The 21,210-nt window shown below is 60.2% G+C and carries 16 protein-coding genes; 11 read left to right on the plus strand and 5 right to left on the minus strand.

Going from position 1 to position 21,210, the window contains the following annotated elements; translation table 11 throughout:
* Nucleotides 1-189: 189 nt before the first annotated feature.
* The 5 genes from rarD to AC3WMT_RS18355 form a co-directional block, all read right to left on the minus strand.
* Nucleotides 190-1,077: an EamA family transporter RarD gene (gene rarD / locus AC3WMT_RS18335; RefSeq protein WP_103304445.1), complete on the minus strand. Its 888-nt coding sequence runs from the start codon at nt 1,075-1,077 to the stop codon at nt 190-192.
* A 203-nt stretch (nt 1,078-1,280) separates the two neighbouring features.
* Nucleotides 1,281-2,255, minus strand: a complete 975-nt coding sequence (locus AC3WMT_RS18340) for a serine/threonine protein kinase (RefSeq protein ID WP_103304444.1) — start codon at nt 2,253-2,255, stop codon at nt 1,281-1,283.
* Between the two features lie 166 nt (nt 2,256-2,421).
* A complete protein-coding gene (locus tag AC3WMT_RS18345) occupies nt 2,422-4,323 on the minus strand; it encodes a PhoX family protein (RefSeq protein WP_103304443.1) in 1,902 nt (633 codons plus the stop codon).
* A gap of 70 nt (nt 4,324-4,393) precedes the next feature.
* Entirely contained in the window at nt 4,394-5,158 is a 765-nt protein-coding gene (locus AC3WMT_RS18350) for a TOBE domain-containing protein (protein ID WP_103304442.1), read from the minus strand.
* 189 nt (nt 5,159-5,347) lie between these two features.
* Entirely contained in the window at nt 5,348-6,082 is a 735-nt protein-coding gene (locus AC3WMT_RS18355; protein WP_103304441.1) for a ComF family protein, read from the minus strand.
* A 90-nt stretch (nt 6,083-6,172) separates the two neighbouring features.
* Here AC3WMT_RS18355 and bioB point away from each other — a divergent pair, with 90 nt between their 5' ends.
* The 11 genes from bioB (at nt 6,173) to AC3WMT_RS18410 (ending at nt 21,062) form a co-directional block, all read left to right on the plus strand.
* Nucleotides 6,173-7,228 (plus strand): biotin synthase BioB, encoded by a 1,056-nt coding sequence (gene bioB, locus AC3WMT_RS18360; protein WP_103304440.1) that lies wholly within the window; start codon nt 6,173-6,175, stop codon nt 7,226-7,228.
* A gap of 159 nt (nt 7,229-7,387) precedes the next feature.
* Nucleotides 7,388-8,566, plus strand: coding sequence for an 8-amino-7-oxononanoate synthase (gene bioF, locus AC3WMT_RS18365; protein WP_103304497.1), 1,179 nt, complete (start codon nt 7,388-7,390; stop codon nt 8,564-8,566).
* Nucleotides 8,559-9,290, plus strand: a complete 732-nt coding sequence (locus AC3WMT_RS18370; protein ID WP_103304439.1) for an alpha/beta fold hydrolase — start codon at nt 8,559-8,561, stop codon at nt 9,288-9,290. Before bioF ends, AC3WMT_RS18370 begins: the two co-directional genes overlap by 8 nt.
* Complete coding sequence (gene bioC, locus AC3WMT_RS18375; protein WP_103304438.1) at nt 9,283-10,095, plus strand: malonyl-ACP O-methyltransferase BioC; 813 nt, start codon at nt 9,283-9,285, stop codon at nt 10,093-10,095. The genes AC3WMT_RS18370 and bioC overlap by 8 nt, the downstream gene beginning before the upstream one ends.
* Nucleotides 10,092-10,772 (plus strand): dethiobiotin synthase, encoded by a 681-nt coding sequence (gene bioD, locus AC3WMT_RS18380; protein ID WP_103304437.1) that lies wholly within the window; start codon nt 10,092-10,094, stop codon nt 10,770-10,772. Before bioC ends, bioD begins: the two co-directional genes overlap by 4 nt.
* Nucleotides 10,773-10,892: 120 nt before the next feature.
* Nucleotides 10,893-11,189, plus strand: coding sequence for a pyrroloquinoline quinone biosynthesis protein PqqE (locus tag AC3WMT_RS18385; protein WP_103304436.1), 297 nt, complete (start codon nt 10,893-10,895; stop codon nt 11,187-11,189).
* Nucleotides 11,190-11,465: 276 nt separating this feature from the next.
* Nucleotides 11,466-13,271 carry a phenylacyl-CoA dehydrogenase gene (locus AC3WMT_RS18390; protein ID WP_103304435.1) on the plus strand — a complete coding sequence of 602 codons (1,806 nt, stop codon included), beginning with the start codon at nt 11,466-11,468 and terminating at the stop codon, nt 13,269-13,271.
* A gap of 273 nt (nt 13,272-13,544) precedes the next feature.
* Entirely contained in the window at nt 13,545-15,647 is a 2,103-nt protein-coding gene (locus AC3WMT_RS18395; RefSeq protein ID WP_103304434.1) for a cytochrome-c peroxidase, read from the plus strand.
* A gap of 199 nt (nt 15,648-15,846) precedes the next feature.
* Nucleotides 15,847-17,136, plus strand: a complete 1,290-nt coding sequence (locus AC3WMT_RS18400; protein WP_103304433.1) for a GGDEF domain-containing protein — start codon at nt 15,847-15,849, stop codon at nt 17,134-17,136.
* Nucleotides 17,137-17,226: 90 nt separating this feature from the next.
* Nucleotides 17,227-19,023 (plus strand): acyl-CoA dehydrogenase C-terminal domain-containing protein, encoded by a 1,797-nt coding sequence (locus tag AC3WMT_RS18405; RefSeq protein ID WP_103304432.1) that lies wholly within the window; start codon nt 17,227-17,229, stop codon nt 19,021-19,023.
* Nucleotides 19,024-19,283: 260 nt separating this feature from the next.
* On the plus strand, nt 19,284-21,062 hold the full coding sequence (locus tag AC3WMT_RS18410) for an acyl-CoA dehydrogenase C-terminal domain-containing protein (RefSeq protein ID WP_103304431.1): 1,779 nt from the start codon (nt 19,284-19,286) through the stop codon (nt 21,060-21,062).
* Nucleotides 21,063-21,210: the final 148 nt, after the last annotated feature.

Here is a 21,210-nt window from a genome sequence, read left to right on the forward strand (position 1 = left end):
CGCCTGTGGATAACCTGTAGAGACCAAGCTCCAGGCCACGCCGGACGTGGCTTCGCGTGAGTTGATCAAAAAACCGCCAGCATTCAACAACTTGCACACAAACGGCGGGGATCACGCTGTGGATAACCTTGGGAAGGAACGATGCAGGCCACGAGAGCCGTGGCCTGCGGAGGTTTGTGCATTTTTTGATCAGCTGCGCCGGCGCAGACTGATCACGGCATCGACGCTGTAAACGGCCAGACCGGCCCAGATGAAGATAAACGCGATAAGCGTGCTGGACGACAAGTGCTCACCAAACAGCAGTACCGCTTGCAACAACACCAGCGTTGGCGCGAGGTATTGCAGGAAGCCGATGGTGGTGTAGGGCAGGTGTCGCGTGGCGGCGTTGAAGCACACTAACGGGATCAACGTCACCGGTCCGGCCGCGACCAGCCACCAGGCTTGCGACGTGGTCCAGAACTCGGGTTGAGCGCTGGTCGCGGTCTGATTGAACAGCAACCACGCGAAGGCAATCGGTACCAGCATCCAGGTTTCCACCACCAGCCCCGGCAAGGCCTTGACCGGTGCCTGTTTGCGGATCAGCCCGTAGAAGCCGAACGTCAACGCCAGCACCAGCGACACCCACGGCAGACTGCCGACCTGCCACACCTGTTGCGCCACACCGACCGCCGCCAGACCGACCGCGAGCCACTGCATACGGCGCAGACGTTCGCCAAGAATCAACATCCCCAGCAGCACATTCACCAGCGGGTTGATGTAGTAACCGAGGCTCGCTTCGAGCATGCGTCCGTTGTTCACCGACCACACATAGGTCAGCCAATTGGCGGCGATCAGCGTGCCGCTCAAGGCCAGAATTGCCAGACGCTTGGGGTTATCCAGTAATTCGCGCAGCCATCCCGGGTGTTTCCACACCATCAGCAGCAGCGCGCCAAACAGCGCTGACCACAACACCCGATGGATGATGATCTCGACGGCCGGCACTTCGGCGATGGCTTTGAAATAGATCGGGAACAGGCCCCAGATGATGTAGGCACTCAGGCCCAGAATGTACCCGCGACGCGGGTTGGCGGCTTGCATGCAGAATCCTTGCTCAGGCAGCTGACAGAGCAGGGATTGTAAGGAAGTTTGTCAACGAATGTCGGAGCAGAATGGTCAGAAATGTGTGAACACAAAAAAACCTGTAGGAGTGAGCCTGCTCGCGATGGCGGTGTGTCAGACAACAGAAATGTTGAATGTACCGGCGTCATCGCGAGCAGGCTCACTCCTATAGGGGGAAATTGTCAGAAGAGTTTCAGCGGTTCTTCGTTGAGCGCCGAAAGCTGCTCACGCAACGCCAACACCTGATCGCCCCAATATCGCTCCGTACCAAACCACGGAAAGCTGTGCGGGAACGCCGGATCGTCCCAGCGCCGCGCCAGCCAGGCGCTGTAGTGCATCAGGCGTAGTGCACGCAGCGGCTCGATCAACGCCAGTTCGCGTGGATCGAAATCGTGAAATTCGTTGTAGCCGTCCATCAACTCCGACAACTGCCCCAGACATTCCTGACGATCACCGGCGAGCATCATCCAGATGTCCTGTACCGCCGGGCCCATGCGGCAGTCGTCGAGGTCGACGATGTGGAACATCTCGTCGCGGCACATCATGTTGCCGGGATGGCAGTCGCCGTGCATGCGGATGTTCTGGTGCGGCGTGTTGGCGTAGGCTTCCTCCACACGTTTGAGCAGGTCGCGGGCGACGGACTCGTAGGCCGGCAGCAGGCTTTTCGGAATGAAGTTGCCTTCGAGCAAAGTATTCAGCGAGGCGTGGCCGAAGTTCTGCACGGCGAGGGCTTCACGGTGTTCGAACGGCTTGGTGGCGCCGACCGCGTGAATCCGCCCGAGCAACTGACCGAGGCGATACAACTGATCAAGATTGCCCGGCTCCGGCGCCCGCCCGCCACGACGGGGGAACAGGGTGAAACGGAAACCGGCGTGTTCGTGCAGGGTTTCACCGTTGTGGATCAGCGGCGCGACCACCGGAATTTCGACGTCGGCCAGTTCGAAGGTGAACTGGTGTTCTTCGAGGATGGCTTCGTTGGTCCAGCGCTGCGGGCGGTAGAACTTGGCGATCAGCGGTTCGGAGTCTTCGATGCCGACCTGATAGACGCGGTTTTCATAGCTGTTGAGCGCCAGAATGCGCGCATCGCTGAGAAACCCGATGCTTTCAACGGCATCAAGGACGAGGTCGGGTGTGAGGGTTTCAAACGGGTGGGCCATGCTGACTCCTGCGCGCAGCAGGCTGCCGCGTCCGGCCCAGCATGGTAGCGCAGATGGCAGTTGGAAAGGTGGTTGGTGTCTGTGCTGACGCCATCGCTGGCAAGCCAGCTCCCACATTTGGAATGCGATCCCCTGTGGGAGCTGGCTTGCCAGCGATGAGGCCCGATCAGGCGCCGACTACTCCGCCATCCTCACGGGTAATCGCCATCACCGAAGATCGCGGTTTGCCATTCGGCAGATGCTCGGGGAATGTCGATCCACCGTTCTCCCCCGGATGCTGAATCCCGACAAACAGAGTTTTCTGATCCGGCGAGAAGCTGATCCCCGTCACCTCACAGCCAATCGGCCCGACCATGAATCGGCGGATCTCACCGGTCTTGGGGTCAGCGCAAAGCATCTGGTTATTGCCCATCCCGGCAAAGTCCCCGGCGTTGCTCGAATCGCCATCAGTGAGAATCCACAAGCGTCCGGCCTTGTCGAAACCCAAACCATCCGGGCTGTTGAACATGTTCTGCGGGGTGATGTTCTTCGAGCCGCCCTTCGGCGTCCCGGCGTGAACGCCCGGGTTACCGGCAACCACGAACAGGTCCCAGGCAAACGTCTTCGAAGCATGATCATCGCGGTCGGTGCGCCAGCGCAGAATTTGCCCGTAGACGTTCTTCTCACGCGGGTTCGGCCCGCCCACCGGTTGACCGTCCTCGCCACGCTTGGCGTTGTTGGTCAGGGTGCAATAAACCTGGCCGTCCTTCGGGCTGACCACAATCCACTCCGGGCGGTCCATGCGCGTGGCGCCGACGACGCTGGCGGCGAGGCGCGCGTGAATCAGCACTTCGGCCTGATCGGCAAAACCGCTGCTGGCGTCGATGCCGTTCTTGCCGTGGGTCAATTCGATCCACTGGCCCTGACCTTTCGGGTGATCGGGGTTGCTGTCGCCGTTATCGAACTTGGCCACGTACAGGGTGCCGTGATCGAGGATGTCGCGGTTGGCCTTGGCGTTGCGGTGATTGATGCGGTCGCGACTAACGAATTTGTAGATGAACTCGCCACGCTCGTCATCGCCCATGTACACCACGGCGCGACCGTCGTCGGTCTCGGCCAGGGCGGCGTTTTCATGCTTGAAGCGGCCCAGCGCCGTGCGTTTGACCGGGGTCGATTGCGGATCGAACGGATCGATCTCGACCACCCAGCCGTGACGGTTGAGTTCGTTGGGGTTCTTCGCCATGTCGAAACGCGGGTCGTACGGGTGCCAGTTGATCTCGCGACTGGCGACCGACACGCCATAACGTTTCTGCGCCGGGTCGAATTGCTGCTGGGCGTTGCTGCTGCCGAAGCAGTCGGTGAAGTTTTCTTCGCAGGTCAGGTAAGTGCCCCACGGGGTTTTACCGTTGGCGCAGTTCTGGAAGGTGCCGAGGACTTTCTTGCCGTGCTTGTCGGCAGCGGTTTTCATCAAGTCGTGGCCGGCCGCCGGGCCGCTGATGCGCAACGGCGAGTTGCCGTGGATGCGGCGGTTGTAGCGCGAACCCTGGACGAACTGCCATTGACCGTTCTTGCGCTGCACCTCGATCACCGACACGCCTTCGCAGGCCAGCGCCTTGCGCACGTCTTCGGCCGATTGCGGCATGCCGCCGTGCGGGTAGAGGTAGCGGTAGTTGGTGTATTCGTTGTTAATCGCCATCAAGGCGCGGTTTCGATCATCCGGGAATTCGAACAGGCTCATGCCGTCATTGTTGTCGCCGAACTGCACTTCCTGTGCGGCGGCGGTGCCATTGCCGCTAGGGTCGAAGGCCGGGCCGTTCTTGTGCAGCGGCTGGCCCCAACTGATCAGTACCGAAGACTTGTAGCCTTTGGGCAGCGTGATGACATCGGTGGTCGCAGCGGGAATGCTCTCGAACCCGAGCAGGCGGCTGTTGCCGGCGCTGACGCCGGTGGCCAGTGCGCTGCGGCTCAACAGACTGCCGCCGAGGAACATCGCTGCACCGCACAGCGCACCCGCGCCGATGAAACCGCGACGGCTGAGGCCGACCATCTTTTCCAGGTCAGTCGATTGGTTTTCTTCTAATAGGCTCACATCAGGCTCCCTGCTTGGTTTTGGCAGACACCTTAATGAGCGTCGATGACGCTTTCGTTGCAGGGCTTGATTAGAGCGGCGTACCGATCAGCACATTGGACGGCGAAAACTGCACCTGCACCGATTGCCCTACGGACAACTTGCGTGTGCGCAAGTCCAGCGGTTCGGCCAGCGCGCAGAGGGTGTGGCCGTTTGGCAGGGAGACGCGGACTTCGCTGGGGCCGTCTTCGGCGTCGAGAATCGCTTCGAGGGTGCCCTTGAGAAGATTGTGTCCAGACGTTGCGGGTTGATCACTGGCGAGCAATTCGAGCCACCCGGCCTTGATCAGGGCGACCACTTCGGTGCCGGTTTGCAGCTCCAGATGCACGGTGCTGTCGTGGGTGATCTGCGCATCGAGGCACAGGCCTTCGGCCAGCTCGAGACGGATCAGGTCGTTGCGCCCATGAGCTTCGATTGCCACGACTTTGCCGTGTAACTGGTTACGCGCGCTGGTGCGCAGCATCAGGCGCCCGAGCAAATCCAGATCGCTGGCATCTTCCGCCGCTTCGAGTACCTGCGCTTGCAAGGCTTGCAGCTTTTGGTAAAGACGCAGCACTCGTTCGCCCTCATCCGACAACTTCGCGCCACCGCCGCCCTTGCCACCGACCGCGCGTTCAACCAGAGGTTTTTGCGCCAGGTTGTTCAGCTCATCGATGGCGTCCCACGCCGCTTTGTAGCTCAGGCCTGCACTTTTCGCCGCGCGGGTGATCGAGCCTTGTTCGGCGATGTGTTGCAGCAAAGCGATGCGCTGCGGACGGCGGACGATGTGCTGGGACAACAGAGAAGGCATGGACATGGATGGGTGCTTTTGTGCTGTGGCGGTGGGAAGTGAAGTTGGCGGCTTGCGACGCGAGAGTCAAGCCGAGCCGAGATCCCTTGTAGGATTGAGTCTGCTCGCGATGGCGTTGTCATTGCCAACATCTATGCTGACCTTTCCACCGCTATCGCGAGCAGGCTCACTCCTACAGGGGGATTGTGTTTGGCTTCAGCTTCCGGGTTTTGGGGTCCGGGCCAAGCAGTAGACATCGACCCGAGCGGCGCCTGCATCCCTCAACAGTCGCGCCAGTGCCTGGGCAGTGGCGCCAGTGGTCAGTACGTCATCGATCAACGCGAAGTGCCGACCTTTCACATCCGCGTCGGGCGCGAGTGCGAAGGCGTGACGCAAATTGCGCTTGCGCGCCTTGGCGTCGAGGTCCTGCTGGGCGCTAGTGTCGTGAATCCGCCGAAGCACCTGTTCTTCAAATGGCAGATCGAGCTGTTTGCTCAACCATCGCCCCAACATCGCGGCTTGATTGAACCCGCGTTGACGCAGGCGTTTGCTCGCCAGTGGTACCGGCACCAACACGTCGGGCCTGGGCAAACCCTCATCGAAGCAATGTTGCAGGTATTGCCAGAGAACGTCGGCGAGCAGGTGGCCAAACGGCCATTTCGCGTTGTGTTTAAAACGCGTAATCAGACTGTCTACCGGGAAGCCGTAAAGCCATGGCACGACGACCTGTTCGAATGCCGGCGGCTCTAGCTGGCACTCGCCGCAGGTCAGGCCGGCTGCGGACAGCGGCAGGGCGCAGGTCTGGCAGTGGTCACCGAGCCAAGGCAATTCGGTTTCGCAGGCATCGCAGATTGGCATTTCTGCTTCTGCGGGCTCATCGCACAACAAACAGATCTGTATGTTTTTTAAACAGATGTAAACCTGTCCTTCGTATCGTGGTTGACAGCTCATGACTCTTCCTTAAATATGCCGAACATCCGTGTAGCGCCTGTGGGTATTCCGTTTCCCCGGCGCCAGCCAAGCATAACCAAGGAACTACCCATGAGCGCGAGCACCACCGCCACCCTGCGTCACGACTGGTCACTGGCCGAAGTCAAAGCACTGTTCGTACAGCCATTCAACGACTTGCTGTTCCAGGCGCAAACGGTGCACCGCGCGCATTTCGACGCCAACCGCGTTCAGGTGTCGACCCTGTTGTCGATCAAGACCGGCGCCTGCCCGGAAGACTGCAAATACTGTCCACAGTCCGGTCACTACAACACCGGTCTGGAAAAAGAAAAGTTGATGGAAGTGCAGAAGGTCCTCGAAGAGGCTGCTCGCGCCAAGGCCATTGGTTCGACCCGTTTCTGCATGGGCGCAGCGTGGAAACATCCTTCGGCCAAAGACATGCCGTACGTGCTGAAAATGGTCGAGGGTGTAAAAGCCATGGGCCTGGAAACCTGCATGACCCTAGGTCGTCTCGATCAGGAGCAGACCGAAGCCTTGGCCAAGGCCGGGCTCGATTACTACAACCACAACCTCGACACGTCGCCGGAGTTCTACGGCAGCATCATTACCACCCGTACTTACAGCGAGCGCCTGCAGACGCTGGCTTACGTGCGTGAGTCGGGGATGAAGATCTGCTCCGGCGGCATTCTCGGCATGGGTGAGTCGCTGGACGACCGCGCCAACCTGTTGATCCAGTTGGCCAACCTGCCGGAGCACCCGGAGTCGGTGCCAATCAACATGCTGGTGAAAGTCGCCGGTACGCCGCTGGAAAACGCTGAAGACATCGACCCGTTCGATTTCATCCGCATGCTCGCCGTGGCGCGCATCCTCATGCCGCAATCCCATGTACGCCTTTCCGCCGGCCGCGAAGCGATGAACGAGCAGATGCAGGCATTGGCGTTCTTTGCCGGCGCCAACTCGATTTTCTACGGTGACAAGTTGCTGACCACCGCCAACCCGCAGGCCGACAAGGACATGCAGTTGTTCGCGCGCCTGGGCATTCAACCGGAAGCCCGCGAAGAGCACGCCGATGAAGTGCACCAGGCTGCGATCGAGCAGGCGCTGGTGGAGCAGAAGAGCAGCGAGCAGTTCTATAACGCGGCGGTGTAAAAACCTCTTCGGATTCCCCTGAAGAAATGCAAAACCCCTGTGGGAGCGAGCCTGCTCGCGAAGCGGTGCCTCAGTCGACGTTGATGTTGGATGTAAAGGCCTCTTCGCGAGCAGGCTCGCTCCCACAGGGATCTGTGTCACATGAAAGTCGAGGCCTGCATGTCTTTCGATCTCGCCGCACGCCTTGCTGCCCGTCGTGCCGAAAACCTCTACCGCCAGCGCCCACTGCTTGAAAGCCCGCAAGGGCCCGAAGTGGTGGTCGACGGCCAGCCGTTGCTGGCGTTCTGCAACAACGACTATCTGGGCCTGGCCAATCACCCGCAAGTGATCGAAGCCTGGCGCGCCGGTGCCGAGCGCTGGGGCGTGGGCGGTGGCGCTTCGCATCTGGTGATTGGCCACAGTGGCCCGCATCACGCACTGGAAGAAGCGCTGGCCGATCTCACCGGGCGCCCGCGTGCGCTGCTGTTTACCACCGGCTACATGGCCAACCTCGGCGCGGTCACGGCGCTGGTCGGGCAGGGCGATACGGTGCTGGAAGACCGTCTCAATCACGCCTCTTTGCTGGATGCTGGCTTGTTGTCCGGCGCCAGATTCAATCGCTATCTGCATAACGATGCGGTGAGTCTGGCCAAGCGTCTTGAGAAAGCCACCGGCAATACGCTGGTGGTCACCGATGGCGTGTTCAGCATGGACGGCGATCTTGCCGACCTGCCGGCACTGGCCCTTGAGGCCAAGGCCAAAGGCGCGTGGCTGATGGTCGACGATGCCCACGGCTTCGGCCCGCTGGGCGCCAATGGCGGCGGGATTGTCGAGCATTTCGGTTTGAGCCTGGAGGATGTGCCGGTATTGGTCGGTACCCTCGGCAAGGCGTTCGGCACGGCAGGCGCGTTTGTTGCTGGCAGTGAAGAACTGATTGAAAGCCTGATCCAGTTCGCCCGCCCGTACATTTACACCACCAGCCAACCACCGGCGCTCGCCTGCGCGACACTGAAAAGTCTGGAACTGCTGCGCAGCGAACACTGGCGTCGCGAACATTTGCAGACGCTGATCCGCCAGTTCCGCCATGGCGCCGAACAGATTGGTCTGGAACTGATGGAAAGCTTCACGCCGATCCAGCCAATCATGATCGGTGATGCGGGGCGCGCGGTGCGTTTGTCGCAGATGCTGCGTGAACGCGGGCTGATGGTCACGGCGATTCGTCCGCCCACCGTGCCTGCTGGCAGTGCGCGCTTGCGGGTGACCCTGACCGCCGCCCACAGCGAGGCGCAGGTGCAGCTATTGTTAGAAGGACTGGCCGATTGCTTTGCCCAACTGTCGTCGGAGCCAAGCCATGCGTAATCGCCTGATCCTGCTGCCCGGCTGGGGCCTCGGCGTTTCGCCGATGGAACCCTTGGCCGCCGCATTGCAAGGGCTCGACGAGCACCTGAACGTCGATATCGAGCCGTTGCCTGAGCTGGACTCCAGCGACGTGCAGGACTGGCTCGATGTACTTGATGAGCGCATTCCCCAAGATGTCTGGCTCGGTGGCTGGTCGCTCGGTGGCATGCTCGCCTCCGAGTTGGCGGCGCGCCGTGGCGAACGTTGCTGCGGTTTGCTGACACTGGCGAGCAACCCTTCTTTTGTCGCCCACGAACAATGGCCGAGTGCGATGCCCGGCGAGACGTTCGATGGCTTTCTCGCCGGTTGCAATGCTGATCCGCGGCTTACCCTCAAGCGATTTTCCCTGCTGTGTGCCCAAGGCGCCGAGGACCCGCGCGGATTGTCGCGACTGCTGCTTGGCGCTGCGCCGAGCGTTGCGCCGGCCGCGTTGATGGCCGGGCTGGAATTGCTCGCGCAACTGGACACCCGTAAAGCCTTGCAGGCGTTTCGCGGCCCGCAGTTACATCTGTTCGCCGGGCAGGACAGCCTGGTGCCTGCGGAGGCGGCGGGCGAATTGTTCGCGCTGTTGCCGGATATCGAGATTGGTCTGATCGAACAGGCCAGCCATGCGTTTCTTCTGGAGGACCCCCATGGAGTGGCGGGTGCGATCCAGGCTTTTCTACATGAGTGCGGTGATGACTGATTTGTCCCTTGTTGCGCTGCCCGGCGGCTTGCCTGACAAGCGTCAGGTGGCGGCCTCTTTCTCCCGCGCGGCGGCCAGTTATGACAGCGTCGCCGAGTTGCAACGTGATGTCGGTACACAATTGCTGCAACGCTTGCCGGCAGGTTTTTCGCCATCGCGGTGGATGGATCTGGGGTGCGGCACCGGTTACTTCACCCGTGCGTTGGCCGAGCGATTCACCGGGCGGCCGGGGCTGGCGCTGGATATCGCCGAGGGCATGCTTGAACACGCCCGTCCGTTGGGTGGCGCCGAACATTTCATTGCCGGTGATGCGGAGCGTCTGCCATTGCAGGATGGCACCTGCGATTTGATCTTCTCCAGCCTGGCGGTGCAGTGGTGTGCGGAGTTTGATTCGGTGCTCAGTGAGGCGTTTCGCGTACTGAAACCGGGGGGGATTTTCGCGTTTGCTAGTCTTTGTGTCGGAACGTTGTACGAATTGCGTGATAGCTGGCGTCAGGTCGATGGCCTGGTGCACGTCAACCGTTTCCGCGAGTTCGCCCGCTATGAGCAGTTGTGTGCGGCCAGTGGATTGCGCACGGTGAGTCTGGAGAATCAGGCGCATGTGCTGCATTACCCGGATGTGCGCAGTCTGACCCATGAGTTGAAAGCGCTGGGTGCGCACAATCTCAATCCCGGGCGACCGGGTGGGTTGACCGGGCGGGCGCGGATACTTGGCCTGGTCGAGGCATACGAGCGGTTCCGTGAGGCGTCGGGTTTGCCGGCGACTTATCAGGTGGTCTACGCCGTGTTGGAGAAACCTTTATGAGCGCCGCCTATTTCATCACTGGAACTGACACCGACGTCGGCAAGACCACGGTTGCCGCCGGGTTGCTGCATGCGGCGCGCTCAGCGGGGTTGAGCACGGCGGCGGGCAAGCCTGTGGCTTCTGGTTGTGAGGTGACGCCCAAGGGATTACGCAATTCCGATGCGCTGGCGCTGTTGGCGGAGTGTTCTTTGCCGCTGAGTTATCAACAGGTCAATCCCGTGGCCTTCGAGCCGGCGATTGCGCCGCATCTGGCTGCGCGCGAAGCCGGCGTGGCGTTGACGGTGCAATCGTTGCTGGCACCGATGCGCGAGATTCTCGCGATGAATGCCGATTTCACTCTGATCGAAGGCGCGGGTGGCTGGCGGGTGCCGTTGGCGGATCAGGACAATCTGTCGGATCTGGCCATCGCGCTGAAGCTGCCGGTGATTCTGGTGGTGGGTGTGCGGCTGGGGTGTATCAGCCATGCGTTGCTGACGGCTGAGGCGATCGCGCGTGATGGCCTGCAACTGGCGGGGTGGGTGGCCAACATCATCGATCCGAAAACGTCGCGGCTGGAAGAGAATCTGGCGACGCTGGCCGAGCGGATTCCGGCGCCGTGCCTGGGGCGCGTGCCGAAACTCAAGGCATTGAGTGCCGAGGCGGTGGCCGAGCATTTGCAATTGGATCTGCTTGACTAGTTTTTTACCCATGAAGCCTGCCTATGGGCAGGCACTGTGCCATTAGTGTTTTTGACGGGTGTTTTTCTGACGCGTCTGGTTCAATGCACGCATTGATCCTTCCCAAGGATGAGAACTCCCATGGAAATCTCCGGTAACACAGCTTTTTATGCTGGTTTGAGCACTATTCAGACCGGGCAGAACCGTGTCGATCAGGCAGCCAGTCAGATCGCTAACAACACCATTGAACGCTCGGTCAGCAGTCAGTCTTCCGAGGCTCAGATCGATCGCCTGCGTGGCGTCGATCGCAGTCAGCAAATGGACTTGGGCAGCGACGTGGTCGAGATGGCCCAGGGCAAGTTTCAAGTGGAACTGGGCGCGAAAGTCGTCAAGGCATCCGATGAAGTGCTCGGTACGATCATCGACACCTTCGCCTGACATTTCTCGCTTTGTGCATGCCGAACGCCGCGCCTTGTCGCGGCGTTTTTCGTTGTAAGTCTTTCTTCCTCAACTAATCTTTTTTTATCGCCCGTGGCTCCTGCGAGCGCATGGCGGTTTGCTGTGTCCGGCGTTTGAAAGTTGTGAAGACGAACGGCAAAAGATCGACGCTTGACAAGATTTCGGCGTAAACGTATGTTTCAAACAACTGTTTGACCGTCACAACAAATCAACACGGTCGTTCATTCCCGGTTACATCAGCAGAGGTTTATCGCTATGCCTGACTACAAGGCCCCCTTGCGTGATATTCGCTTCGTTCGTGACGAACTGCTCGGCTACGAAGCGCACTATCAGAGCCTTCCGGCTTGCGCAGACGCAACTCCGGACATGGTTGACGCCATTCTCGAAGAAGGCGCCAAGTTTTGTGAGCAGGTACTGGCACCGCTGAACCGCGTAGGCGACCTCGAAGGTTGCACCTGGAGCGAGTCCGGCGTGAAAACCCCGACTGGCTTTAAAGAGGCTTACAAGCAATTCGTCGAAGGCGGCTGGCCAAGCCTGGCGCACGACGTCGAGCACGGTGGTCAGGGCTTGCCTGAGTCGCTGGGTCTGGCAGTCAGCGAAATGGTTGGCGAAGCCAACTGGTCGTGGGGCATGTACCCAGGCCTGTCGCACGGCGCGATGAACACCATTTCCGAGCACGGCACCCCTGAGCAGCAAGAAGCCTATCTGACCAAACTGGTCTCCGGCGAATGGACCGGCACCATGTGCCTGACCGAACCGCACTGCGGCACCGACCTGGGCATGCTGCGCACCAAGGCCGAACCTCAGGCCGACGGTTCCTACAAAGTCTCCGGCACCAAGATCTTCATCTCGGCCGGTGAACACGACATGGCCGACAACATCGTCCACATCGTGCTGGCTCGCCTGCCGGATGCACCGGCTGGTACCAAAGGCATTTCCCTGTTCATCGTTCCAAAGTTCCTGCCGAACGCTGATGGCACCGTCGGTGCACGCAACGCTGTGACCTGCGGTTCGCTCGAACACAAGATGGGCATCCACGGCAACGCCACTTGCGTGATGAACTTCGACGGCGCCACCGGTTATCTGATCGGCCCGGCGAACAAAGGCCTGAACTGCATGTTCACCTTTATGAACACCGCGCGTCTGGGTACCGCCCTGCAAGGTCTGGCCCACGCCGAAATCGGCTTCCAGGGCGGCCTGAAATACGCTCGCGATCGTCTGCAAATGCGCTCCCTGACTGGCCCGAAAGCGCCGGACAAAGCCGCTGACCCGATCATCGTGCACCCAGACGTACGCCGCATGCTGTTGACCATGAAGGCATTCGCCGAAGGCAACCGTGCGATGGTGTACTTCACCGCCAAACAGGTCGACATCGTCAAGTACGGCGTGGATGAAGAAGAGAAGAAGAAAGCCGACGCACTGCTGGCGTTCATGACGCCGATCGCTAAAGCCTTCATGACCGAAGTCGGCTTCGAAGCCGCCAACCACGGCGTGCAGATCTACGGCGGCCACGGTTTCATCGCCGAGTGGGGCATGGAGCAGAACGTTCGCGACAGCCGCATTTCGATGCTGTACGAAGGCACCACCGGCATCCAGGCACTCGACTTGCTGGGCCGTAAAGTGCTGATGACCCAAGGCGAGGCTCTGAAAGGCTTCACCAAGATCGTCCACAAGTTCTGCCAGAACAACGAAGGCAACGAAGCCGTCAAAGAGTTCGTCGCACCGCTGGCGGCAATCAACAAGGAGTGGGGCGAGCTGACCATGAAGGTCGGTATGGCCGCCATGAAAGATCGCGAAGAAGTCGGCGCGGCCTCCGTGGACTACCTGATGTACTCCGGTTATGCCTGCCTGGCTTACTTCTGGGCCGACATGGCACGTCTGGCTGCCGAAAAACTGGCAGAAGGCACTGGCGACGCAGCGTTCTACACCGCCAAGCTGCAAACCGCGCGCTTCTACTTCCAGCGCATCCTGCCACGTACCCGCACCCACGTGGCCACCATGCTGTCGGGCGCCAACAACCTGATGGACATGAAAGAAGAAGACTTCGCACTGGGCTACTAAGCCTTAACGCGGTCTTTTGAAAAACCGCTGCTCCTTCGGGGGCAGCGGTTTTTTTTTGTGCTGGAGTCTGTCCCCAACACTGGGGGTGATTCCCCAGCAGAAACGGTAGCCGCCAGTGTCTGGCCCACGGATTTATTGATTCAAAATGTTTCTTTGCGGGGTGGCCAATTAATTGCACTGCGCTGACTAACCGGCGCCCATGAGAAATCCTGTGCTGTTTCACGACGCCTCTCGCCCGGCGAACTCACGACAACAACCGTCAGGGTGAAGCACATGAACATCTGTCGACTTGCCTGGTTAACCCTCGCACTCACTGCCTGCGGCGCTATGGCCGCGACACCCGCAGAAGTGGATCCGCCGGTACCCGAAGTCCCCAGCCTGCAATCATTGCGTGGCATGGTGCCGCCCGATCCCTCCGGAACCGAAGGCGGGCGCAAGGTTGACCTGATGACCGACTATGTACTCAACCGCTCCGCCGCGATCCTGCTTGGCAAAGCGCTGTTCTGGGACATGGAAGTCGGCAGTGATGGCGCCACCGCGTGTGCATCCTGCCATTACCACGCTGGCGTCGATCACCGCATCACCAACCAGCTCAATCCCGGCCAGGCGCACACCAACGCCAACGTCGCGTCGATCTTCAATAAACCGTTTGTGGCGTCCGACATTCCCGGTGACGTGGCGTCCTACGCGACCCTGTCCGGCGGCAAGGGCGGGCCGAACTACACGCTGAAAAAAACCGACTTCCCGACCCATGTGCTGAGCAATCCGCTGGAGCGCAACTCACCGATCGTTTATTCGACCGACGACGTGGTCGGCTCACAAGGTGTGTTCGACGCCAATTTCGTCAAACCCAATCAACCGCGCTTCGACAAATGCACCCAGCAGCCGGACGGTATCTTTCAGGTCGGCGGCATCAACGTGCGCCGCAGTACCGGGCGTAATGCGCCGTCGGTGATCAACGCCGCGTTCAACGTGCGCAACTTTTGGGACGGTCGGGCCAACAACGTGTTCAACGGTTTCTCGCCATTTGGCAATCGTGACCCGGACGCAGGGATATACGTGACCAGCGAGCGCAGCACTGTTGCGACGAAAGTCAGACTGGCGCTCAACGATGCCTCCGCCGCCTCGCAAGCAGTGGGGCCACCCGGCAGTGCGGTAGAAATGTCCTGTGGCGGCCGCACCTTTGCTGACATTGGCCGGCGCATGCTCGATCAGTTGATGCTTAAACAGCAGCGGATTTCCTCCAGCGACTCCGTACTCGCTTCGGTGTCCGGCGCGCGGCGCCCGACCTATCGCGAATTGATCAAGAACGCCTTCCAGCCACGCCTGTGGAACGCCACGCAAAATGTGCTGGTGGGCGGCGCGCCTTACACACAGATGGAAGCCAACTTCCCGCTGTTCTTCGGCTTGGCGATTCAGCTGTACGAATCGACGTTGATCTCTGATCAGGCACCGATCGATGCGTACCTGCAAGGCGACTCAACCGCGATGAACGCGCAGCAGGTCGAAGGCATGAACCTGTTTCTTGGCAAGGGCAAATGCGTCAACTGCCACGGTGGGCCAGAACTGACCAACGCCGCCAGTCGTCTGCTGATGCATCCGCGTGAGCGCATCGAACGGATGGTCATGGCCGACAATCTGACGACCCTTTATGACAACGGTTTCTACAACACCGGCGTGCGGCCGACCTCTGAAGATCTGGCCCTGGGTGGCGTCGATGCCTGGGGCAATCCATGGTCATTCAGCCGTCAATACAACAAGGTGCTGCAGGGCGGCAACATTCCTGATCCGCTGGATGTCGACGTTTGCACTTTTGAAGCGCCGCTCAGCGCTGCCATCCCGTGCGATGCCACGCTCAAGCCCAACGTCGGGTTCCGCGATTCGGTTGACGGCGCTTTCAAGACCCCGACCTTGCGCAACATTGCATTGACCGGCCCGTATTTCCACAACGGCAGCCGCGCGACGCTCAAGCAAGTCATGGAGTTTTACAACCGTGGTGGTGACCGCCGTGGTGAGGACTCGAACAACACCAGCGGTTTCGAGCATCCGTCGGCGAATCAACACAACACCTCGAACCTCGATCCGGACATGACCAGCCTCAACCTGACTCCGGACGAGATCGATGCACTGGTGAAATTCATGGAAGTCGGCCTGACCGACCCGCGTGTAGCGTGGGAACGGGCGCCGTTCGATCACCCGTCGCTGGTGATCCCGCAGGGCCACGTCGGCGATGAAAACGCCGTGACCCAACGTCCGGCGAGTCCGAAGGTCACCACCCGCCAGGCGACGGACGCGTTACTCAATCTCAAGCCGTATGGCGCGGAAGGTCGACGTCCGGAAGAAGGCCCGTTGCTGCCTTTCTACAACGATCTTTGAAGGCCAATTGCACGGCTGGCCATCAGCAATGGTGGCCAGCACGTCAATCAGGGGTAAAAAACTTACTGATTCGCTCAGAAACTCAGGTTTTCTGCCGTTAAAGAGACTGCATGTGATCTGGATCACATTGTGTGTGCTTAACTGGCCACATTGCAGGCACAATGCCATCTCTTTGATATGACGGGTCGGAGCTTTACCCTTGCCGCGTTCTTCCGCTGTACGTTTCAGCCATTTCCTACCTTCACTGCTGTTATTGCTCGCGGGGTTGGCGGCTGCGTACGTCAAAGACCTCAACGTGTTCTTCACGTCTCTGTTTAACGTACTGCCGACACTGGTGCTGCTGTTGGGTGGTGCTTACTGCGCGGTTTACCGACGTCAGCGCGAACTGTTTCTGATGCTCACGGTGTACATCGCCTACTTTTTGCTCGACACCCAGACCGATTATTACCGCGACAACGGCAAGGTGCGCGAAGACGCCGCCGTGGTTTTTCATCTGGTCTGCCTGCTGCTGCCACTGCTGTTTGGCCTGTTCGCCGCGTGGCAGGAACGCACGCACCTGTTTCAGGACATGGTCGCGCGGTTCGCCGTGCTGCTCGCCTTCGGCAGCGTCGCGCTGGGGCTTGAGCAAAGTTACCCACAGGCGCTGCTGATGTGGCTTTCGGAGATTCGCTGGCCAGCGCTGCACGGCGCGTGGATGAGTCTGATCCAGCTGTCCTATCCGGTGTTCATCTCGGCGTTCCTGCTGCTGGCCTGGCAATACTGGCGCCATCCGCGTCCGCTGCACGCGGCGCAATTGGTCGGGTTGCTCGGCGTGTTCTGGATGCTGCCGAAAACCTTCATCCTGCCGTTCACTCTGAACATCATGTGCAGCCAGGTCATGTTGATGATCGCCGCCGCCGTGGCGCACGAGGCTTATCAAATGGCCTTCCGCGACGAACTCACCGGTCTGCCGGGGCGTCGCGCACTCAACGAACGCATGCAGCGCTTGGGGCGCAATTATGTGCTGGCGATGAGCGACGTTGACCACTTCAAGAAATTCAACGACACCCATGGCCACGACGTCGGTGACCAGGTATTGCGTCTGGTGGCGAGCAAACTGTCGAAAATCAGCGGTGGCGGTAGGGCGTATCGCTATGGCGGTGAGGAATTCGCCTTGGTGTTCGCGGGCAAAACACTTGAAGAGTGTATGCCGCACCTGGAAGTGATCCGTGAGTCGATTGCGTCCTACAACATTCAACTGCGCAATCAGGAAAACCGCCCGCAGGATGACCAGCAAGGTCGTCAGCGCCGTGCCGGCTCCGGCGCCTCCAGCGTTTCGGTCACGGTGAGCATCGGCGTCGCCGAACGCGTGGAGCAGCGCAACCCGGAACAAGTGCTGAAATCCGCCGACGAGGCGCTCTACGCCGCTAAAGGCGCGGGGCGCAACTGCGTGATGGCGTACGGGCAAAACCGTCGCGGCGCGGTGCGCATGGACAGCGCTGCGGGTTGAGTGATGACGGCGCATTCAGCGTCTGCACAGTGATTGTCGGGTGTGGTGGCCGGCAGTAGGTTCAAGCAACCTGCTGACGGAGAAGCCACCATGCCTGAGTACAAAGCTCCCCTGCGCGACATGCGCTTTCTGATCGACCACGTATTCGACTTCCACGCCAATTACGCCGCCCTCGGCGCCCATGACGCCAGCCCGGACATGATCAACGCGATCCTCGAAGAGGGCGCGAAGTTCTGTGAGAACGTTCTCGCGCCGCTCAATCGCAGCGGTGACGAAGAGGGCTGCCATTTCGACAACGGCGTGGTGACAACGCCTACAGGCTTCAAGCAAGCCTTCGCACAATATGTCGAGGGCGGCTGGCACGGGCTGGCGGCGGATCCGACCTACGGCGGCCAGGGCTTGCCGAGTTCGCTGGGGCTGGTGATCAGTGAGATGGTCGGTTCCAGCAACACTTCCTGGGGCATGTACCCAGGGCTGACCCACGGCGCGATGTCGGCGATCCATGCCCACGGTACCGCCGAGCAGAAAGACACCTATCTGAGCAAACTCACCGCCGGCCAATGGACAGGCACCATGTGCCTGACCGAAGCTCATTGCGGGACCGATCTGGGCATCATCAAGACCCGCGCCGCGCCTCAGGCTGACGGCAGCTACGCGGTCACCGGCAGCAAGATTTTCATCTCCGCCGGTGAGCACGACATGAGCGACAACATCATCCATCTGGTGTTGGCCAAATTGCCCGACGCGCCCGCCGGGACCAAAGGGATTTCGCTGTTTATCGTGCCGAAATTTCTGCCCGATGCAGCGGGTGAAGCAGGGACGCGCAACGGCGTTTCCTGCGGTTCGATCGAACACAAAATGGGCATCAAGGCCTCGGCCACGTGCGTGCTGAACTTCGACGGTGCCAAAGGTTTTCTGATCGGCGAGCCGAACAAGGGCCTCAACTGCATGTTCACCATGATGAACCACGCGCGGCTCGGCACAGGCATGCAGGGCTTGTGTCTGGGTGAGGCGAGCTTCCAGGGCGCAATCAAATACGCCAATGATCGCTTGCAGATGCGTGCCCTGACCGGTGTCAAAGCCCCGGATAAACCGGCCGATCCGATCATCGTTCACCCGGACGTGCGGCGCATGTTGCTGACCATGAAAGCCTTCAACGAAGGCAACCGCGCGCTGACGTACTTCACCGCGCAAATGCTCGATGTCGCGCACATGAGCAGCGACGCCGAAGCGCGTCAGGAGGCCGAAGACCTGTTGGCCTTCCTCACGCCGATCTGTAAAGCGTTCATGACCGACACCGGCCTGGAAGTGACTAACCACGGCATGCAGGTGTTTGGCGGCCACGGCTTCATTCGCGAGTGGGGCATGGAACAACTGGTTCGCGATTGTCGGATCGCACCGATTTATGAGGGCACCAACGGCATTCAGGCGCTCGACCTGCTCGGGCGCAAAGTGCTCGGCAGTCAGGGCAAATTGCTGCGTGGTTTCACCAAAATCGTCCACAAGTTCTGCGTGACCAACGCCGAGCATGCGCAATTGGGCAGTTTCGTCGCGCAGCTCAATGAGCTGAACCAGCAATGGGGCGACCTGACCCTGAAGGTCGGCATGGCAGCGATGAAGAACCCGGACGAAGTCGGCGCGGCGTCGGTGGATTATCTGATGTACAGCGGCTACATCATCCTCGGCTATCTGTGGTTGCGCATGGCGCTGGTGGCGCAGGCGCAACTAGAGGCGGGCGAGGGTGAGGCGGATTATTTGCGAGGCAAATTGGCGACGTGCGAGTTCTACTTCAAGCGTTTGTTACCGCGTACGGCTGCACATCGGGCGGCGATTGAGGCGGGGAGTGAGTGTTTGATGAAATTGCCTGCCGAACTGTTTGCACTCTGACCCGCTTTCTGTGGCGAGGGAGCGTGCTCCCGCTCGGGTGCGTAGCAGCCGCTGATAGTGAGCGCTGCGCACTCAAGCGGGAGCAAGCTCCCTCGCCACAGGTTTCTCTACATCCTTTGATTATCGTTTCAGGCTGGTGACTAAAAATAACAAATCAGTCACCGGTTGACCCTATGTGTCGCAAAAGTTGTTGGGGTACACTCCGGCCTAACGAAAACACCCTTCCACGAATCACCTGTTCAGATTTTGCGAGGTTTGCCATGGCTGACTACAAAGCGCCGCTGCGCGATATGCGCTTCGTCCTCAATGAAGTATTCGAAGTCGCCAAACTCTGGGCCGAGTTGCCGGCGCTGGCCGAGACTGTCGACGCCGAGACCGTTGAAGCGATTCTCGAAGAGGCCGGCAAGGTCACCAGCAAAAGCATCGCGCCACTGAGCCGTGCCGCTGACGAAGAAGGTTGCCACTGGGCGGACGGCGCGGTCACCACGCCGGCCGGTTTCCCACAGGCTTATCAGACTTATGCCGAAGGTGGCTGGGTTGGCGTCGGTGGCGATCCGGCCTACGGCGGCATGGGCATGCCCAAAGCCGTTTCGGCCCAGGTTGAAGAAATGGTCAACTCCGCCAGCCTGTCCTTCGGTCTGTATCCGATGCTGACTGCCGGCGCTTGCCTGTCGATCAACGCCCACGCCAGCGAAGAACTGAAAGCCGCGTATCTGCCGAACATGTATGCCGGCATCTGGGCCGGTTCCATGTGCCTGACCGAGCCGCACGCCGGCACTGACCTGGGGATCATCCGCACCAAGGCCGAGCCTCAGGCCGACGGTTCCTACAAGGTCAGCGGCACCAAGATCTTCATCACCGGTGGTGAACACGACCTTACCGAAAACATCATTCACCTGGTGCTGGCCAAGTTGCCGGACGCTCCGGCGGGCCCGAAAGGCATCTCGCTGTTTCTGGTACCGAAGTTCATGGTCAATGCCGATGGCAGCCTCGGCGCGCGCAACCCGGCCAACTGCGGTTCGATCGAACACAAGATGGGCATCCAGGCGTCCGCTACCTGCGTGATGAACTTCGACGAAGCCGTGGGTTATCTGGTCGGCGAGCCGAACAAAGGCTTGGCGGCGATGTTCACCATGATGAACTACGAGCGTCTGGGCGTCGGTATCCAGGGCCTCGCCACTGGCGAGCGCTCCTACCAGAACGCCGTCGAATACGCCCGCGACCGTCTGCAGAGCCGTTCGCCAACGGGCGCGCAGAACAAAGACAAAGTCGCCGACCCGATCATCGTCCACCCGGACGTGCGTCGCATGTTGCTGACCATGAAGGCCTCGAACGAAGGTGGTCGTGCGTTCTCCACCTACGTGGCAATGCAACTCGACACCGCCAAGTTCAGCGAAGACGCGGCGACTCGCAAGCGTGCTGAAGATCTGGTTGCCCTGCTGACGCCGGTAGCCAAGGCGTTCCTGACCGATCTGGGTCTGGAAACCACGGTGCATGGCCAACAGATTTTCGGCGGCCACGGCTACATCCGCGAGTGGGGTCAGGAGCAACTGGTGCGTGACGTGCGCATCACCCAGATCTACGAAGGCACCAACGGCATTCAGGCGCTGGACCTGGTCGGGCGCAAGATCGTCGGCAGCGGCGGCGCGTTCTACAAGCTGTTCGCCGACGAGATCCGCCACTTCACCGCGACGGCCAGTGCCGACCTGGGCGAATTCACCAAGCCATTGAATGACGCTGTCGACACCCTCGACGAGTTGACGTCATGGCTGCTGGATCGGGCGAAAAACAACCCGAACGAAATCGGCGCGGCCTCGGTCGAATATCTGCAAGCGTTCGGATACACGGCGTACGCCTACATGTGGGCACTGATGGCCAAGGCGTCGTTGGGCAAGGAAGCGCAGGATGATTTCTACGCCAGCAAGCTCGGTACTGCACGCTTCTACTTCGCCCGCCTGTTGCCGCGTATTCACTCGCTGAGCGCGTCGGTGAAGGCCGGCAGCGAGTCGCTGTTCCTGTTGGATGCAGCGCAATTCTGACGATGTAACGTCATGTAAGCATTCTCTTACGTGACGTGCTGCTGTTCTCCCATATGCGCGGATTGGATCCAGAGCTAATCTACATTTCATGGACGTCGCGCAGGAAGCGCAAAGCAACAACACGGACACGTAGGATTCTGCCAGGGTG

The organism is Pseudomonas sp. FW305-7 (genome assembly GCF_058786735.1).

Coding starts and splice junctions, on each gene's coding strand:
- AC3WMT_RS18370 (WP_103304439.1), top strand. CDS start 8,559: ATGCGTAATCGCCTGATCCTGCTGCCCGGCTGGGGCCTCGGCGTTTCG.
- AC3WMT_RS18350 (WP_103304442.1), bottom strand. CDS start 5,158: ATGTCCATGCCTTCTCTGTTGTCCCAGCACATCGTCCGCCGTCCGCAG.
- AC3WMT_RS18340 (WP_103304444.1), bottom strand. CDS start 2,255: ATGGCCCACCCGTTTGAAACCCTCACACCCGACCTCGTCCTTGATGCC.
- AC3WMT_RS18395 (WP_103304434.1), top strand. CDS start 13,545: ATGAACATCTGTCGACTTGCCTGGTTAACCCTCGCACTCACTGCCTGC.
- bioB (WP_103304440.1), top strand. CDS start 6,173: ATGAGCGCGAGCACCACCGCCACCCTGCGTCACGACTGGTCACTGGCC.
- AC3WMT_RS18385 (WP_103304436.1), top strand. CDS start 10,893: ATGGAAATCTCCGGTAACACAGCTTTTTATGCTGGTTTGAGCACTATT.
- AC3WMT_RS18410 (WP_103304431.1), top strand. CDS start 19,284: ATGGCTGACTACAAAGCGCCGCTGCGCGATATGCGCTTCGTCCTCAAT.
- rarD (WP_103304445.1), bottom strand. CDS start 1,077: ATGCAAGCCGCCAACCCGCGTCGCGGGTACATTCTGGGCCTGAGTGCC.
- bioD (WP_103304437.1), top strand. CDS start 10,092: ATGAGCGCCGCCTATTTCATCACTGGAACTGACACCGACGTCGGCAAG.
- AC3WMT_RS18390 (WP_103304435.1), top strand. CDS start 11,466: ATGCCTGACTACAAGGCCCCCTTGCGTGATATTCGCTTCGTTCGTGAC.
- AC3WMT_RS18405 (WP_103304432.1), top strand. CDS start 17,227: ATGCCTGAGTACAAAGCTCCCCTGCGCGACATGCGCTTTCTGATCGAC.
- bioF (WP_103304497.1), top strand. CDS start 7,388: ATGTCTTTCGATCTCGCCGCACGCCTTGCTGCCCGTCGTGCCGAAAAC.
- AC3WMT_RS18355 (WP_103304441.1), bottom strand. CDS start 6,082: ATGAGCTGTCAACCACGATACGAAGGACAGGTTTACATCTGTTTAAAA.
- bioC (WP_103304438.1), top strand. CDS start 9,283: ATGACTGATTTGTCCCTTGTTGCGCTGCCCGGCGGCTTGCCTGACAAG.